At 59.6% G+C, this 15,655-nt stretch carries 17 protein-coding genes; 3 read left to right on the top strand and 14 right to left on the bottom strand.

Features of this window, described 5'->3' with window-relative positions:
- Window positions 1–18 precede the first annotated feature (18 nt).
- On the bottom strand, window positions 19–1,689 hold the full coding sequence (locus HMPREF1257_RS06935; RefSeq protein WP_023024803.1) for a DUF885 domain-containing protein: 1,671 nt from the start codon (window positions 1,687–1,689) through the stop codon (window positions 19–21).
- Window positions 1,690–1,760: 71 nt separating this feature from the next.
- Entirely contained in the window at window positions 1,761–2,330 is a 570-nt protein-coding gene (locus tag HMPREF1257_RS06930; RefSeq protein ID WP_034659484.1) for a TIGR00730 family Rossman fold protein, read from the bottom strand.
- Between the two features lie 108 nt (window positions 2,331–2,438).
- Here HMPREF1257_RS06930 and HMPREF1257_RS06925 point away from each other — a divergent pair, with 108 nt between their 5' ends.
- Window positions 2,439–3,572: an ROK family transcriptional regulator gene (locus tag HMPREF1257_RS06925; RefSeq protein ID WP_023024799.1), complete on the top strand. Its 1,134-nt coding sequence runs from the start codon at window positions 2,439–2,441 to the stop codon at window positions 3,570–3,572.
- On the opposite strand, the gene HMPREF1257_RS06920 is transcribed toward HMPREF1257_RS06925, so the two are convergent.
- The 6 genes from HMPREF1257_RS06920 to amn all read right to left on the bottom strand — a co-directional run bounded on the left by HMPREF1257_RS06920 (window position 3,555) and on the right by amn (window position 8,857).
- Window positions 3,555–4,151: an HAD-IA family hydrolase gene (locus tag HMPREF1257_RS06920; RefSeq protein ID WP_023024796.1), complete on the bottom strand. Its 597-nt coding sequence runs from the start codon at window positions 4,149–4,151 to the stop codon at window positions 3,555–3,557. The genes HMPREF1257_RS06925 and HMPREF1257_RS06920 overlap by 18 nt on opposite strands.
- A 12-nt stretch (window positions 4,152–4,163) precedes the next feature.
- A complete protein-coding gene (locus HMPREF1257_RS06915) occupies window positions 4,164–4,517 on the bottom strand; it encodes a hypothetical protein (protein WP_023024794.1) in 354 nt (117 codons plus the stop codon).
- Window positions 4,518–4,591: 74 nt separating this feature from the next.
- On the bottom strand, window positions 4,592–5,080 hold the full coding sequence (locus HMPREF1257_RS06910; RefSeq protein ID WP_023016464.1) for a ferritin: 489 nt from the start codon (window positions 5,078–5,080) through the stop codon (window positions 4,592–4,594).
- A 285-nt stretch (window positions 5,081–5,365) separates the two neighbouring features.
- On the bottom strand, window positions 5,366–6,847 hold the full coding sequence (locus HMPREF1257_RS06905) for a SulP family inorganic anion transporter (RefSeq protein ID WP_023024791.1): 1,482 nt from the start codon (window positions 6,845–6,847) through the stop codon (window positions 5,366–5,368).
- A 21-nt stretch (window positions 6,848–6,868) separates the two neighbouring features.
- Window positions 6,869–7,381, bottom strand: coding sequence for a phosphoribosyltransferase (locus HMPREF1257_RS06900; RefSeq protein WP_023024789.1), 513 nt, complete (start codon window positions 7,379–7,381; stop codon window positions 6,869–6,871).
- A 72-nt stretch (window positions 7,382–7,453) separates the two neighbouring features.
- Window positions 7,454–8,857, bottom strand: a complete 1,404-nt coding sequence (gene amn, locus HMPREF1257_RS06895; RefSeq protein ID WP_034659483.1) for an AMP nucleosidase — start codon at window positions 8,855–8,857, stop codon at window positions 7,454–7,456.
- Window positions 8,858–9,296: 439 nt separating this feature from the next.
- Between amn and HMPREF1257_RS06890 the strand changes: the two genes are divergently transcribed.
- A complete protein-coding gene (locus HMPREF1257_RS06890; protein WP_023024782.1) occupies window positions 9,297–10,310 on the top strand; it encodes a triacylglycerol lipase in 1,014 nt (337 codons plus the stop codon).
- Here the strand turns inward: HMPREF1257_RS06890 and HMPREF1257_RS06885 are convergent, their stop codons facing one another.
- The 3 genes from HMPREF1257_RS06885 to bioB form a co-directional block, all read right to left on the bottom strand.
- Window positions 10,311–11,234 carry a Sir2 family NAD-dependent protein deacetylase gene (locus HMPREF1257_RS06885; RefSeq protein ID WP_023024780.1) on the bottom strand — a complete coding sequence of 308 codons (924 nt, stop codon included), beginning with the start codon at window positions 11,232–11,234 and terminating at the stop codon, window positions 10,311–10,313.
- A gap of 183 nt (window positions 11,235–11,417) precedes the next feature.
- A complete protein-coding gene (locus tag HMPREF1257_RS06880) occupies window positions 11,418–11,681 on the bottom strand; it encodes a hypothetical protein (RefSeq protein WP_023024778.1) in 264 nt (87 codons plus the stop codon).
- On the bottom strand, window positions 11,681–12,661 hold the full coding sequence (gene bioB, locus HMPREF1257_RS06875) for a biotin synthase BioB (RefSeq protein ID WP_005276160.1): 981 nt from the start codon (window positions 12,659–12,661) through the stop codon (window positions 11,681–11,683). Before bioB ends, HMPREF1257_RS06880 begins: the two co-directional genes overlap by 1 nt.
- Before the next feature lie 77 nt (window positions 12,662–12,738).
- Between bioB and HMPREF1257_RS06870 the strand changes: the two genes are divergently transcribed.
- Window positions 12,739–14,046 carry a M20/M25/M40 family metallo-hydrolase gene (locus HMPREF1257_RS06870; protein WP_023024776.1) on the top strand — a complete coding sequence of 436 codons (1,308 nt, stop codon included), beginning with the start codon at window positions 12,739–12,741 and terminating at the stop codon, window positions 14,044–14,046.
- Between the two features lie 13 nt (window positions 14,047–14,059).
- Here the strand turns inward: HMPREF1257_RS06870 and HMPREF1257_RS06865 are convergent, their stop codons facing one another.
- Genes HMPREF1257_RS06865 through HMPREF1257_RS06855 form a run of 3 tightly spaced genes read right to left on the bottom strand, consistent with a single transcriptional unit; the run spans window position 14,060 to window position 15,499 of the window.
- Window positions 14,060–14,365 (bottom strand): CHY zinc finger protein, encoded by a 306-nt coding sequence (locus HMPREF1257_RS06865; RefSeq protein WP_023024774.1) that lies wholly within the window; start codon window positions 14,363–14,365, stop codon window positions 14,060–14,062.
- Window positions 14,343–15,158, bottom strand: a complete 816-nt coding sequence (locus HMPREF1257_RS06860) for a hypothetical protein (protein WP_023024771.1) — start codon at window positions 15,156–15,158, stop codon at window positions 14,343–14,345. Before HMPREF1257_RS06860 ends, HMPREF1257_RS06865 begins: the two co-directional genes overlap by 23 nt.
- Window positions 15,158–15,499 (bottom strand): hypothetical protein, encoded by a 342-nt coding sequence (locus tag HMPREF1257_RS06855; RefSeq protein WP_023024769.1) that lies wholly within the window; start codon window positions 15,497–15,499, stop codon window positions 15,158–15,160. The genes HMPREF1257_RS06860 and HMPREF1257_RS06855 overlap by 1 nt, the downstream gene beginning before the upstream one ends.
- Window positions 15,500–15,655 lie beyond the last annotated feature (156 nt).

Genomic DNA, 15,655 nt, shown 5'->3' with positions numbered 1-15,655 from the left:
CGCGGCTAGCCTGCGCGCTTAGTTATTGAGCACGGCCTCGCGCAGCACCGACATCGGCACCGAGCCAAGAGCAAGGGCCTCGGAGTGGAATTCGCGGGCGCTCATACCCTGCTCCTCGGCGGCGGCGCGGGTTTCTTGCCACAGGCGCTGACCCAGGGCATAGGACGGCGCCTGACCCGGCCAACCCAGGTAGCGGTTGACCTCAAAGTTGAGGTTCGCATCATCCATGGCGGTGTTTTCGCGCATGTAGGTCTTCACGTGGGCCTTATCCCATACGCCGGATACGGTGCAGTCCGGCAGCTTCTTGCCCAGGTGCAATCCGATATCCACCACGACGCGGGCCGCGCGCAGGCGCTGGGCATCGAGCAGCCCCATCCGCACGCCAGGATCGTCCATGTAGCCCAGCTCGGCCATGAGCTGCTCAGCGTACAAGGCCCAGCCCTCGCCGTGGCCAGAGTTCCAGGTCACCGCGCGGCGCCACAGGTTCAAATCCTCTTGCACCAGGGCAGAGCCTAGCTGCAGATGGTGGCCCGGTACACCCTCATGGTGCACGGTGGTCAGCTCCTGCCAGGTGTGGAAGGTATCTTGTCCCTCCGGCACCGACCACCACATGCGTCCGGGACGCGAAAAGTCATCGCTGGGAGGGGTGTAGAAGATGCCACCGGTGCCCGCTGGGTCGATGCGGCACTCGATCTCTTCGACTTCTTCCGGAATGTCGAATTCCTTGCCATTGAGCTCGGCGATGACCGCATCGGCCTTGCTCTGCATCCACTCCACCAAGGCATCGGTACCGCGCAGGGTATAACGCTCCTCGTGGTTCAGCTTGCGCATGGCAGAGCGCACCGAGCATTCCGAGCCATAAAGATCGTGCGCAATCTTTTCCTGCTCCCCGCGCAGGTAGCGCACCTGGTCAAGGCCCCATTCATAGGCCTCATCCAAGTCCACGGAATCGCCGACGAAAAGCTTGGAAAAACGCTCGTAGCGTTCGCGGCCCACCGCGTCCTTATTGGAGGACTGCGGCTGCAGGTCATTAGACAACCAATCCGAGAACTCGCCAAAGGCCTCCTTGGCCTTCTTCACCTCGGCGGAGTCGGGGTCGAGGCCGAGGCCCTCGAGCATAGAGTCGGCATCGGCAAGCCGCTCGCACTGCACAATGACCTCAGAGATCTGGCGGTGCGGTGCCACCATGCCGTGGGAGGCCGCTTCCTTCAGGGAATCGCGGTAGCCATCAAGGGAGCTTTTGACCTTGGACAGGCGGGAGCGAATGGCCTCGCGATCCTCCTCGGTATCCTGCGGCATAAGCAACAGCGAATCCCGGATGGTCTGGACGGGCGAGGCAATATTATTAAGGCTGCGAATATCCTCGCCGTGATGGTGCAAATCCAGATCTAAACAGAGCCGATCCCGCAAGACGGCTGCGGTGACGTAATCCACGTCATCGAAGTCATCCTCATCATCGGATTCATCGGTGGTGTCATCCAAGGCATCTAGATCCGCAACCATGTCGCGGGTGCGATCAGCGACCGCCTCAAAATAGTCAGGGGAAAAATCCTGCAATTCGCCTTCAAAACCGTCAATTCCCCACGCGGTTGCATCTGTTGGGGATAGCTCGGCTAGGTCGTGAACGAAGTTATCGCACGAAGCGTCCAGTAGAGAGGGCTGGCGCTTAGCGGTCTGCTCAGAACTCATAAGAGGGAAGTCTAACCCTTTATCTTGTTGATAAGCCACCCAGGCTCACCCAAATGTTGCAAACTTGTTAGCTAATCGTTGTTCCACTTCGTGCCCGGGTAGTGCCACTGGGCAAAACCATCCAGCACGGCCGCGGGATTTTCTTCTATGACCAGCGATTTTACAAAGCGGGGCAGGATGAAGCCCGCCTCAGCCATGGCGGCATACATGTCATAAAAGGGCTGCCAAAAACCTTCCACGTCAACCAAGCCAACGGGCCCACGAATGCTGCCCAGCTGTTGTTGGGTCAGTACCTCTGTCACTTCCTCCAACGTGCCCACGCCGCCGGGCAAACAGATAAAGGCATCCGCCAGCTGCTCCATCCGGGTTTTCCGCTCGGCCATAGAATCCACGACCTCGAGGCGGGTCAAGCCTGGGTGGGAGATCTCTAAATCCACCAGGGATTGCGGCATGACGCCAGTGACGGTGCCGCCGGCCTTCAAGCAGGAGTTGGCAACCTCACGCATGAGGCCGATATTTCCGCCGCCATAGACCAAGTTCAGCCCGCGACGGGCAAGCTCGCCGCCCAAGTGTTGTGCCGCTGCGCTATAGGCGGGCGAATTGCCCACGGCGGAGCCGCAATAAACCGCTACTGATTTCATGCGCCCCAGCATAGGGAATTTTTGGCCTACCTCCACCTTTAGACCATTCGGTACATACACCTATGAATAGATTAGACAAAGCAGTCTGTGACACATATACTTTCTTTCATGATCAAACCTGGCCCCGTGTTCACGCGCCCCCGTACACCGGCTGCTAAGTGCCTTCACCTGGTGCGCCTGAACCCGATCATTACCCGTAGTGAGCTGGTAGAAGCCACCGGACTCTCCCAGCCCACCATTACCCGCGCTACCACCGCGCTCCTCAACGCAGGACTCATCCAAGAGCGCACCGACCTCACCCAATCCCAGGGCCGGGGCCGCCCTACCGTTCCTCTCGAGGCCGCGGATAATAACTGGGTACTCGGCGGCATCGCCGTCGGCACCTCCGAGACCTATATCGGCCTCTATGACATCAAGGGCCGCACCGTTTCGGAAGAAGAAATCGCCACTCCTGTCGCCCGCCTGACGGAGGAAGACTTTCTTGAACACATCATGGCCGGCATCAACCGCATGATGACGGGCCTGGATCGCCGCCTCGTGGCCTTAGGAATTACCACCTCGGGCACCGTGGATGAACAGGGCCTAGTCACCGCGGACAACCTGGGCTGGCACGGCGTGGATATCGCGGCGCGCCTGCGCTTCCAATTTAGCGTCCCCGTGGTGGTTACCTCCGCCATTTCCGCCATTTTGGGCTCGGAGACGCAGGCCGCCGAGATTGGTACGAACGAGCGCGTGCTCCTGCTCTTCGCGGATGATTCTTTAGGATCGGCGCTATCCGCCGATGACGAGGTAAATTCCATCATCCCACTGCCACAAACCCGCTCTGACCTACTGGGGCACGGCGCTTCCGAACACCTCTTGGCCACCCAGTCCATCCTGGAGGCCGTGCGCCGGCACGGCATCGAAGTCAACACCCTGCCCGAGGTCGCGACCATCGCCGAATCCAATTCAGCCGTGCGCGCCATTTTGGATGAGCGCGCCCGCCAGCTGGGCCACATTACGGCGGAGATGGTCCGCGAATGCTCGCCGAAGACCGTGGTCATTGCCGGCGGGGCCTTTACCGGCGATTCCCGCGCGCCCCAGCTTTTTGCCTCCACCGTCCGCGATTCCACCTCGGAAGATCTGGAACTGCGCATGATCCCAAGCCACAAAGAAATCGTGCGCGCCGTCGCCCGTACCGTGGCTACCGATCAGCTATTGCGCGAACCATTGGAGCTGGGCCGCTCACTCCAGACCGCGTAAAACCTCGCGCGCGGAGTCGATCCCGGTAAACAGGTGGGCTTGCAACCCGCAATAAGTGGCGCCCTCGATGTAGTCGATGCGGTCATCGAAAAAATGCGTGTCCTTGGGCTGCGCCGCTAGCGCGTCTACCGCCACTCGGTAGGCCTCTGGGTGCGGCTTGGCCACCCCGATATCGCAGCTCAACGTTACCGCCGCGCACTCTGCCAACCACGGGTGCTGCGCGCGCACCTGTTTCGCCAAGGTCGTGGGGATATTGGATAAAATCCCCACGCTAAAGCCCTCCCCGATGAGCCCTCTGACCAGCGCTACCATCTCTGGGTCCGCCTCAAGCAGGTACTGGTTCTCGCAGGCCACGGCCCCAGCGCAGTCAATGGTCCCCATTCCCGCGCGGGCGGCTATCTCATTCCAGTAGTGACTATCGCTAAAAATTCCGGCATCGTAATCCGGCCGGAAATAGTTATAGGCCTCCCAGAAGGCCTCCGGGTTCGCAGGCTCGAGGAAACGCTCTAGTTCAGCGTGCGCTTCCGGCGTGGCGGGGCGCAGCAGCACGCCGTATAGATCAAACAGCAACTTCGGCATAATGCGTCCAGTTTATGCGCGCCTAGTAGCTTGGGTCTGCACGGCCACAATCCCTACCGCGGTGCCGGCGATAAAAATCACCAGCGCCAGCGTCGCCTGCGCCATCGGCAAAACGATGAGCACGGCCAGCGAGGCCAGAATCAGCATTCCACTCAAGGAATATAAGGACCGGTTGACCAGCCCGCGCTTGCCGATGACCCCACACGCCAGCATCACCACCCCCGCAAACGGGCTCAGCATAAGCGCTGCGGTGGTCAAAAAGATGCCGAGGGTCACGTGGCTTGAGATGACCGCAGCACCGATAATGAGGCTTAATGCCAAGACCGCCAGAGCGGCAGAGAGGATTGCTTTCAGGTGTGCAGACATACGTCAATCCTCCCACAGCAGCGCAGTGCCATGGGAGGATTGATTTAAATCTTGATGGGTTTGTTATTCACAACTTAGGAGTTGCGGTTGGCCAAACGGGAATCGATGCGCAGCAGACCAGCGCCATCGTTGCCCACCAGCTTGATCTGGTCAATAATCTCAGAAACGGTGTCCTCTTCCTCGATCTGCTCAGCCAAGAACCAGTCAATAAGCTGGCGGGAGTCCAGATCCTGAATGTCAAGGGCAACGCGGGCGATCTCGCGAATCTGCTCGGAGACCTTCTGCTCGTGAGCCAAGGAAGCCTCGAACGCATCCAGCGGGGTGGCGGCCTTGATGGAGCCAACCGGGATATCGTTAAGCTCTACGCGGTAGCCGCGTGCCAAGAGGTGATCCGCAAGCTTCTGTGCGTGGACGCGCTCTTCGCCAGCCTGTGCCATGAACCAATCGCGCATGCCCGGGAAGGACAGGTTGTCCATCTCGTAGGCCAGCTGGGTGTAGACCATAGCGGCGCCGTGCTCGTTAATGACCTGATTGTTTAGCAGGGTTTGCAGCTTCTCATCCATTGCTAAATCCTTTCTGTAGGAATCAATTAATTGGTTGTAGGCACTACAATACCGAAATAAAATCTCCCGTCTAGCAAGGTATGCTTAAACAAACCCGCACCTCAGGGGCATTTTTCAGATTGGATCACCTAAGTTAGTTAAGACAAAGCTGCTCCAATGCGCAAAGTTACTATCGCCTAATAGTTCGAGGTTATCGACCTAAATAGACGATCTTGCCGCGCTAGCCCACTTTATTCTTCACCCTGCAGTCGCTACGCCTACGCACCTCAGGATCGCAATGTGATATTAATCACCCAATTGGCCGCTCAGGCGCTCCAGCCGCTGCGCGCTCGCCCCATCGAGGCCCCGAAACTCCACCTCAATGCCACGATCCGCGTACTTTTTCTGCACCGCATCCAGCGTCGCCACCGTCGAGGCATCCCAGACCTCGGCATCGGTAAGATCCACCACCACGAAGTCCGTATCAAGCGTGTAATCAAAGGCGTAGACCAAGTCATTCGAGGAAGCGAAGAAGAGCTGGCCATGCACCACGTAGGTATGCCCATCAACCAGCTCGACCTCCACGAGGTGTGCCACCCGGCGGGCAAAGCCAATCGATGCCGCCACCACGCCTAAGACCACTCCTACCGCCAGGTTATGCGTGGCCAGCGTGCCCGCGACCGTCAGCAGCATGACGAGGATTTCAGATAGTGGCATCAGCTTGAGCGTGCGCGGGCGGATGGAATGCCAATTCACCGTCGTCGCCGCGACGAGGATCATCACCGCAACCAGCGCGGCCATCGGAATGCGGCCTACCGCCTCGCCGAAAAGCAGGCACAGCACAAGGAGGAAGGCGCCCGCGAGGAACGTCGACAAGCGCGTGCGCGCCTGGGAGACCTTGACGCCGATCATCGTCTGGCCAATCATCGCGCACACACCCATGCCGCCGATCGCCGCGGCCAATATATTGCCAATGCCCTGGCCAAAGGACTCGCGGGTCTTATCGGAGTGGGTATCCGTGATGTCATCGACAAGCTTTGCCGTCAGCAGCGATTCCATCAGGCCCACCAGTGCCATCCCAAAGGCGTAGGGCGCAATTACCTGCAGGGTCTCCAGGTTCCACGGGATATCCGGAATGAAAAGGCCCGGCAGCGTCGTGGGCAGCTCGCCCTGGTCCGCCACATCCGGCACCTTCCACCCTGCCGCGACGGCGATGAGGCTTACCACCACGATGGTTACCAACGGCGCCGGAATTACCTGGGTAAACCGCGGCAAAACAATCATGATGGCTAGGCCTATAGCCACCAGCACATAGACCATCCAAGGGACATCAATAAGGTGCGGCAGCTGCGCCGTAAACATCATAATGCCCAGCGCATTGACGAATCCCGTCATCACCGAACGCGGGATAAAGCGCATGAGCTTGGCGATGCCCACCCACGCCAACAGCACCTGGATAATACCGGCCGCAAGCACCGCCGCCACCACATAATCATGCCCATACTCGTGCGCGAGCGGGGCCACCACCAGGGCTACCGCGCCCGCAGCCGCGGAAATCATGGCAGGCCGCCCGCCGGTAAAGGCGATGGCCATCGCCATAATCACCGAGGAATACAGCCCCACCCGCGGGTCGAGGCCGGCGAGAATAGAAAAGCTCAAAACTTCCGGGATCAAAGCAAGCGCCACCGCCAGTCCGCCCAGGACCTCCTTGCGCAAACGCGCCGGTGAGGAAAATGCAAAGCGGAAACTGGCGATGACGCCGGTGGGTGCAGGCTGCTCGTTAATCACGCCTGCACATACTAGTAGCTACTACGAGCCTTCCTGAAAGGAGCCATCCGCCGTGATCACCGGCAGCACCGACCAGGCAAAGTTGATCCACTTATCCGTCTTCTTCCACGAATAATCCGGCTCAAAGATGGTCTTCGGCTTGGTATAGACCACAGCGGAACGCACTTCATCGGCGGTTTCTTCCAAGAAGTTCACCACCAGATCCAGGGTCTTGCCGGAATCGCCCACGTCATCAACGACGAGCACCTTCTTACCCTTAAGGGAATCCGTATCCAATTGCGGGGACAAGATGATCGGCTCGTCCAAGGTCTGGCCAATATCGGTGTAGAACTCCACGTTGATAGCGCCCATGGCCTTGACCCCGATGGCATAACCAATGGCACCGGCTGGGATCAGTCCGCCGCGGGCAACACCCACGATCAAGTCAGGAAACCAACCGGATTCCACGATTTGCTCCGAAAGATTCCGGCTCGCTTCGCCGAAGACTTCCCAGGTGAGGTTCTCTCGATCCGGGTGAATCCAATTCTCAGTCACGATTGCGCGGCTCCTTTTGCGTCATGGGCTTTCTTTGTAGTTTAACTAGCGAGAACTACCAAGGGAAAGCAGCTACCGGAAAGGAACCTCACCCAACGTGCGCCGCAGCTTGCGCGTGCGCAGGCGCTCCGGGTTTTCTGCCAGCTGTTCCACCGCGCGCACCGCGCACATGACGTGGGCTTCCTTGGAATTGGAATAAAACGCTTGGGCCTGCGCCGGCAACTTCGGCACGGCGTGCAGCGGTAAGTCCGACACGGACAGAAGCGTGCCATAGGGTACGCGGTAGCGGTACCCATTCGCCGCCAAGGCGCACGATTCCATGTCCACCGCCACCGCGGTAGAAGTGCGCAACCACTCCCACAGATCCCGGCTGGTGCGCCACTCCCAATCGCGGTCATCGGTAGAAAGCACCGTACCGGTGCGCATGAGCGAATTATCACTGCCGTAGACCTCATCCACGGCAGCCTCCAGCATGCGTTGGACCTCCGGAATGGCCGGAATCGGCGTAGAAGAAACTACCTGCCGGTCCAAGATGTGGTCGTGGCGCTCGTAGGCATTGCCCAAGATCAGGTCACCGATGCGCATGCGCCCATCCATGCCGGCGCAGTGGCCAATCATGATCCAGGCCTCCGGCCGCAGCACGGCCAAGCAATCCGTAATGGTCTTAGCATTTGATGGCCCCACACCAATGTTGATCATCGTGATGCCATCGCCACCCGCGGTAATGAGATCGAACCGGGGCATCTGAAAGCGCGAGGTCAGCGTCAGTCCATCCAGGTCGAGGTCCACCGCATCATTGGGATGAATGGTCTCCCCATTGGGCAATACGAGCGCCGTATACCGCGAATCCTCCTTGGTCAGCTCGCGCAGGCCGAATTTCACGAATTCCGTGGTATGCATCGCGTAATTGGTAAACAGAATGTATTTCTGCACCGTATCGACCTCGACGCCGGTGTAGTGCTCGATGCGCGCACAGGCAATATCGAAGCGCTGCGCTCCGAAGTGAAATAGCGGCTTTTCTTCGCCGTGAAAGGCATCCCACTCACCATCAATAATCGCATCGTTGACTTCATCCAAGGTCGGGCGCGGGATAGGGCCGCGTTCCTGCGGCGCCGCCGGGGCATCTTTGATGTATTCCGGCGGAATGCGCTCATCCGATTGGCCCACGAAGATATCGCACGGATAATTGTTAGTCAGCCGAGTCAGCTGCTCGTGCAAGTACTCGCGGATGATGTGCGGCTTAGTGATGACCGCGGAGTATTTCCCCGCCTCATTCACATAGCCAAAGGGCTCGGAGCGGTCAATCGGCTGCCATTTACGGATCTCCACGGTCACCTTGGGATAGACCACGTGGCGATAATCATCGAGGGTGCCCGAGGCAAGGGCCTCACGCCCCAACTCACATGAGGTTTCATAATGCTCAATTAAGCGAGTCACCGCTTCATCTACGGAGTGGACATGCTGCAGATCGGTCATAACGGCGAGTTTAGCGGGGACCACGGAGCACGGCAGCGGAGTCTTTTCTGCCCTGGATCCGGAACACCCACTTGGTATCGTTAGCTCCATGCCTGCCACTAATATTGGGGTGGAGCTTTTTGCCGCCACCCGTGAATTTCCCGTTGATCTCCCTATTCCCCCGCGCGAGGATGAAGCGCCCGCTGCCTGCTTCGACGACTAATCCTCCCGAGGCATAAACGAAGGCCCGCCGACTGCGCATCGGCGGGCCCTCTCCCCATGACTAATCTCTGGCACTTAGCGGCAAGGAGTGGAGCGCCCTACGCCGTAAGCACCGCCCGTGATTAGGCAAGCCTAAGTTTACAAAGATTGTGGCGCGAGGTCAAGCGCTTTCTCCATAAATTTCTTCAACTTTTCCAAAGAGGCCATTTACCTGCATTAACGCGTATGATTGGAAGGCATGGCTGTCGAATCTCTTGCAGAGTTGAAAAGTATTATTTCTGAACAACTCCTCAAATTCGGGCGCGTGAACGAGGAAGATGCACCCGAAGAAAAAGATTCGCCTCGCCTTGGTATCGCCTCCCCGGCCGCGGCCAGTTCTTTGCAGGATGACGTCGCCGATGAGATCGTTGACCGACTCAAGGCCGAAAAGGACAAGTCCAGTCCCGGCGATTCCGCCCTCGATGCCGATGCCGCCAGGACCCTGCCCCTCGGCGCACGCACGAAGCCGCGCGGCGTTTTCGAAGACGATTGGGGCGCCCGCCCGAGCGACAAACGCCCCTGGCCGGTCATCCTGGTGCACGGCACCTGCGATACCAAGGGTGTCTGGCAAATCATGGGCAATATCTTGCGCCAAGACGGCTGGGCAGTCTTTGCCCCTGACTACGGCCACCGCGCCACGCAGACCATCCCGGAATCATCGCAGCAGCTCGGCGCGTATATCGATTCCGTGCTCGCCGTCACCGGGGCAAACAAGGTCATCTTGGTAGGCCACTCCCAGGGTGGCCTACTCGCGCGGTACTGGATGCGCATGGACGGCGGCGCCGAAAAGGTCGTCCACCTCATGAGCATCAGCGCGCCTAATCACGGGACGACCCACGGGGGCATCGCCAGTCGCCTCATTCGCACCCAACGCCAAGAGGCAGTGATCCGCTCCATCATCGATGGCTGGTTTGGCCCCGCCGGCATGGACCAGGTGGTGGGCAGCGAGGTGCTTCGCGATGTCAACCGCGATGGCGACCTCGAATCCGGCGTGAGCTATACCTGCATCGCCACGCGTTCCGATGCCGTCGTCGTCCCACCCGAGACCTGCTTCCTCGACCCAGAGGGCGCGCCTGAAGGTGCGGTGCGCAATATCTATATCCAAGATTTCGACCGCCACGCGGTGGTCATGCACGAAGATATGCCCATGGATAGGCGCGTGCACGCCATCGTGCGCACGCTGCTCAGGATGGTGGAGCACACGCCGCGGTAATTAAATCTCCAGCTCATCGAGCAGGGCATCAAAAGCCGGGCCCACCTGCGTGCGCCACAGCGTATCCACCTTCTTATCCCCGCGGCCCGGCCCGCCGTTGATGACGGCCACGCGCTTGCCCTGCTTCTTTGCTTCAAGCACAAACCGGTAGCCGCTCATCACCGCCAGCGAAGAACCGGCCACCAGCAGCGAATTAGCCTCATTCAATAGCGCAAAGGCGGCATCCCGCCGCGTGGCTGGCACGGGCTCGCCAAAATACACCACGTCCGGCTTGAGCAGCTCCGATCCGCAGCGCTCGCAGCCAGCCATCCGGAATGCCGCAACGTCTTTCTCATCCAGCGTCACGTCACCATCCGGGTTTACTTGGTCCCTTTCCACGACTAGGCGCTCCAGGTACCCCGGGTTCGCGGCCGCTAGGCGCGCATCAAAGTGCCCGCGATCCTCATGGTGCCCACACAACAGGCACACCACGGTTTCCATATCACCGTGCAGCGTCACCAACCGCTCCGTACCGGCTCGTTTATGCAGGCCATCCACGTTTTGGGTGACCACGCCATTAACCAGCCCGGCGCGCTCCAACTCCACGAGCGCATAATGCGTGCGATTCGGCGCCGCGGAATCCATCACGCGCCAGCCCACGAAGCTACGCGCCCAATACCTATGGCTAGCAGCCGGATCATGGCGAAATTCCTGATACGTCATCGGCCGGTGCCTGCTCAGCGAGCCCCGCGGCCCGCGATAATCCGGAACCCCCGATTCCGTCGATACCCCCGCTCCAGTGAGCACCATGACCGGCCCGTCACGCAGCTGCTTGCCGATGTCCCCTAAAGCCTTCCCCGCCTCCGTGTGCGGCGCCGTCTCCTCCACGACGCGCGCAATCGATCTCAGCGCGGACTGATGAGCATGGGCTACAGCGGGATCCATACCCACTAATCTAATCAAGCGATTGCAAGTTTTTACCAAATTTCGCAAGTAGGACGTACCAAATCTCTAAAGTAGAGCGCACCAAATTTCGCAAGTAGATTTACCTATACCCAGGTCAGAGCCATTTTTCAATAGAAAAAGGAGCCGCCTGCCTTGCGGCAGCGGCTCCCTATCTTGGTAGTGCTAGCTCTCTGGTAGCTGCTCTACGTATAACCACTCAGAATCTAGCTCCCCGTGGCGCGAGCACTTGGTGTGCCAGCCATCGGGGCGCACCTGGGCTACCATGCGGCGGCCACAGATCTGGCAGTAGCGCGGTACGTCGAGGCCGGCGGCTGCAGCAGGGTGCAGCGTGAAGACCTCTTCGATCGGCTTGCCGGTATTAGGGTGGAAAATTGGCTCGTCCCCGGCCAGGACGGCGGTTGCCAACTCAGAGTTCGGCTCGGACACTACAGGGCCTTGATCGGGAGATCGATGCGGCCCAGCATGTCCACATCCTTTTCGATTTCCTGACCCAGGGTGGTCAAGTAGTTGCCAGCAATGATGGCGTTGATGCCGCCGAGCAAACCGCGCTCGGTGCCGTCATCGCCAAGCGAAAGCTCGCGGCCGCCGGCGAAGCGGAGGGTGGTGGAGGGCATCGCCAAGCGGAATGCAGCAACGGCGCGCAGGCCCTCACCCAGCGGAACCAGCGGACGGTCAGCGAATGGGGTGCCCGGGCGCGGGTCAAGGAAGTTCATCGGAACCTCGCACGGATCGATCTCTGCCAGCTGGGCTGCGAACTCGGCGCGCTGCTCCAGGGACTCACCCATGCCGATGATGCCGCCACAGCAGACTTCCATGCCTACCTCGCGCACGTAGTCCAGGGTCTTCTTGCGCTCTTCCCAGGTGTGGGTGGTGACCACGTTGGGGAAGTAGGAGCGGGAGGTCTCCAGGTTGTGGTTGTAGCGCTGTGCGCCCATGTCCTTCAGGCGCTGTGCCTGCTCGCGGGTCAGGGTGCCCAGGGAGCAGGAAATCTCGATATCAACGGCATCGTTGATGGCGGCGATGGCCTCGCCCACCTGGTCCAGCAGGCGGTCATCCGGGGACTTCACCGCAGCGACGATGCAGAATTCGGTAGCGCCGGTCTTGGCGGTCTTCTGTGCCGCTTCCACCAGCTCAGGGATGTTCAGGCGCACTGCGCGCACTGGGGACTCGAAGAGGCCGGACTGGGAACAGAAGTGGCAATCCTCTGGGCAACCACCGGTCTTGATGGAGATAATGCCTTCCACCGATACGTCCGGGCCGCACCACTTCAGGCGGGTCTGGTGGGCGATATCAGCAATTTCTTCCAGCTGGGAATCTGGAACCTGCAGTACTTGTAGTAGTTCTTCCTGGTTAAGGCCTTTGCCTTGCTCCAGAGCTTTCTCACGGGCGATGTCGATGATGCTCATGCAGTGAACCATACTTGAACGCCGTTCAACTTTGGCCAAAATCACAAAATTTTTTTCGCGGGATTACCCTAAGGGGCATGACGCTTTACGATGACACCCTCGAACTCCTCCAAGAACTCATCCGCAATGCTTGTGTAAACGACCTCACCCCGGATTCCGGCTTTGAGGTGCGCAATGCCGATACGCTAGAGAACTTTTTTGCCGGTGAAGACGTCTCCATCGAGCGCTTTGAATCCCACCCGGGACGCGTGTCCATCGTGGTGACCGTCCCCGGCGATCCCGCCAAGGAGCCCCTCACCCTTATGGGGCATACCGATGTCGTCCCCGTCGACGAACCCAAGTGGACTAAGCCGCCCTTCGAGACACTCATTGAAGACGGCAAGCTCTACGGCCGCGGTTCCGTAGACATGCTCTTTATTACCGCCACCATGGCCGCCGTCACCCGCGAGGTAGCGCGCGCCGGCAACCCCGGCGGAACGCTCGCCTTCGTGGGCATGGCCGATGAAGAGGCCCGCGGTGGCCTGGGCGTGCGGTGGATGGCAGAAAACCACCCCGATGCCTTCTCTTGGAAGAACTGCCTCTCCGAGACCGGCGGTAGCCACCTGCCCGGCGCGGTGGGCTTCAACGTGGGCGAAAAGGGTGCTGGCCAGCGCCGCCTCCACGTCACCGGCGATGCCGGGCACGGCTCGACTCCCTACGGCAAAGACTTTGCCATCGTAAAGATCGGCGAGGTCGCCCGCCGCATCGCCGAGGCCGAGCCACCCACAGCCTCCAACGAGATCTGGGAGGGCTTCGTCCGCACCTTCAAGTTCGATCCTGAGACCGAAAAAGAGCTTATCGATGGCACCGGTGACTACACCAAGTTCGGCAACCTCGATGCCTACGCCCACGCCTTTAGCCACACCACCATCGCCGAGACCGTCCTGCGCGCCGGCGGAGCCATCAATGTGCTGCCTTCCCACGCCTACCTTGAGATGGATATCCGCCCCTTCCCTGGGCAAACCCAGGAAGACTTGGACGATTTCCTCCGCAGCGCACTGGGCGATCTTGCCGATGAGGTAGAAATCGAACACCTCATCACCGAAGACGCCACCCAGTCCTCCACCGATACCGAGCTCTGGCGCACCATTGAGGCCACCGCCAAAGAGTTCTTCCCCGATAAAGACGTCGTGCCCGTCCACGCCACCGGTGGCTCCGACCTCCGCTTCGCTCGCCGCAAGGGCGGCAACGCCTACGGTTTCGCGATGCATGCCGAGGGCCGCGATATGGCCAGCGCCAACTCGCAATTACACAGCCACGATGAGCACCTCTACCTCGAGGACCTGGATCTCACCGTGCGCGCCTACCACAGCCTGGTCAACCGCTTTTTGGGTCTGAACCAGTAGCACTCCCTCGCTTTTACGCGGTGACCTGAAAATAGATCCCGGCATGCGCACTGCAGCCGGGATTAAACATATGCCCACACTTCGGGCATGCCTCGACAGCAGAATACAGCTGGTAATCCATCTCGAGGCCACAGGAACCGCAGAGGGCAGCGGGGGCATCGACAAGCATGGGCCCAAACTCATGATCCGTCAGCTCCGCATGGCACAGCGCGCACGCAAAGTACTCGCCGCAGGTCGCGCACTTATTGGCCACCACGTCGAGCGGCGAATGCCAATGCTTGCACCGGCCCTCCGCATCAATCGCGCCGCGAATCTTCATGGTTCTGCCACTCCTTCTTCTTCGCCTCCGACTTCTTTGCATTGCGCACCGCCATCACCCCAAAGGCAATGGCAATAACTATAGGCATCCACACCCTGCTGTAATCCATTAGGAAAACCACCCACTCCGGCGCTTCAAAGTGCACCGCAAACTGCGGCGCGGGCAAGGTAATCTGCGGCGGCTCCGGCAGGTTAGGCAGATTCGGCAGCGGAAGGTAAATCTCCGGAAAATCTACGTCCGGCAGCAAGCGCGAGAGGATGCGGCTAATAATAGGAGCCAAAACAATCATCGCAATGGCCCACCCGGACTTCCCCAGCCCGCCGAGCAGCGGATACAGTACGCGCTTGAAGGGGCTTTCTTCCATTGCTTTGCGCCGCTTTTCACCCAAGGAACCCGCCGGCGGATCAAAGGCCACGGCCTCCTCCCCATCGCGGTAGTAGACATCCTGTATCTCCCCAAAGGGCGTGGCTTGGATATCTACATAGGGCTTAGTCGGCGGCGCACTATTCTCACTGAATGAGAGATCGCTTTCCAGCTTCTTCTGCAATGAATAACGGCCGCCACGCGGCTTGTCGTGCCGGCTGCGAACCTCGCCGTTGACCACGATCTGCATGCGGGGTGCAGGATTCTTGCGCCAGAGCTGAATGCGGCGGATAAAGGGGGCATCGCCAAGCACCGGCGTAAATTCCTTCGGCTCCTTGGGCCATTCGCCCCGCTCGGCGAACTCGGCATCGTAGCCGCGCTCAACCTCGAGCAAGCCGGCCTCAGGGTGGCCCAACCGCCAGATTTCCATCAGCGCTTCCTCACCTTGGCGCCCAATTTGCTAGCACCCCACGCCAAAAGGACCATTACCGGCAGGTAAATCCATGTCCCCTCGTTGAAGTACATCTCCATCGCCGCGAAATAGGCGATGCCCGCAACCCAAAAGATGGTCCATGAATAGCGGAATGTGGTGGCATCGATAAGAGCAATAAGCACGGTAAGCCCACCCATGATGCCGAGCAATACCGTGCCGGAAACCGCCTGGTAAATCGCCGGCGGGAGCACCAAGAAGACAGCGATCATCGCCAAGGGCGCCCACCACTGCCACCACGCACGCCCGGGTTCTTCCTGCGTTTCCTGCTCCTGACTCATACCTTCCTCAGGCTAGCACATAATTTTGCTTTTAAAGCTGGTTATCCTGACGGAAAAATATACATTCCTACCTGCAAAAACGCGTTAAAACAGGCGAATGTCCGGCGGGTGTTCTATAGTATTTTTCGTACACACGTTCACAAGACAAATTTAGGT

The organism is Corynebacterium sp. KPL1814 (genome assembly GCF_000478175.1).
GTDB lineage: Bacteria > Actinomycetota > Actinomycetes > Mycobacteriales > Mycobacteriaceae > Corynebacterium.
The sequence above is the reverse complement of the archived record's forward strand: the minus strand, read 5'-3'. Positions and strand labels throughout refer to the sequence as shown.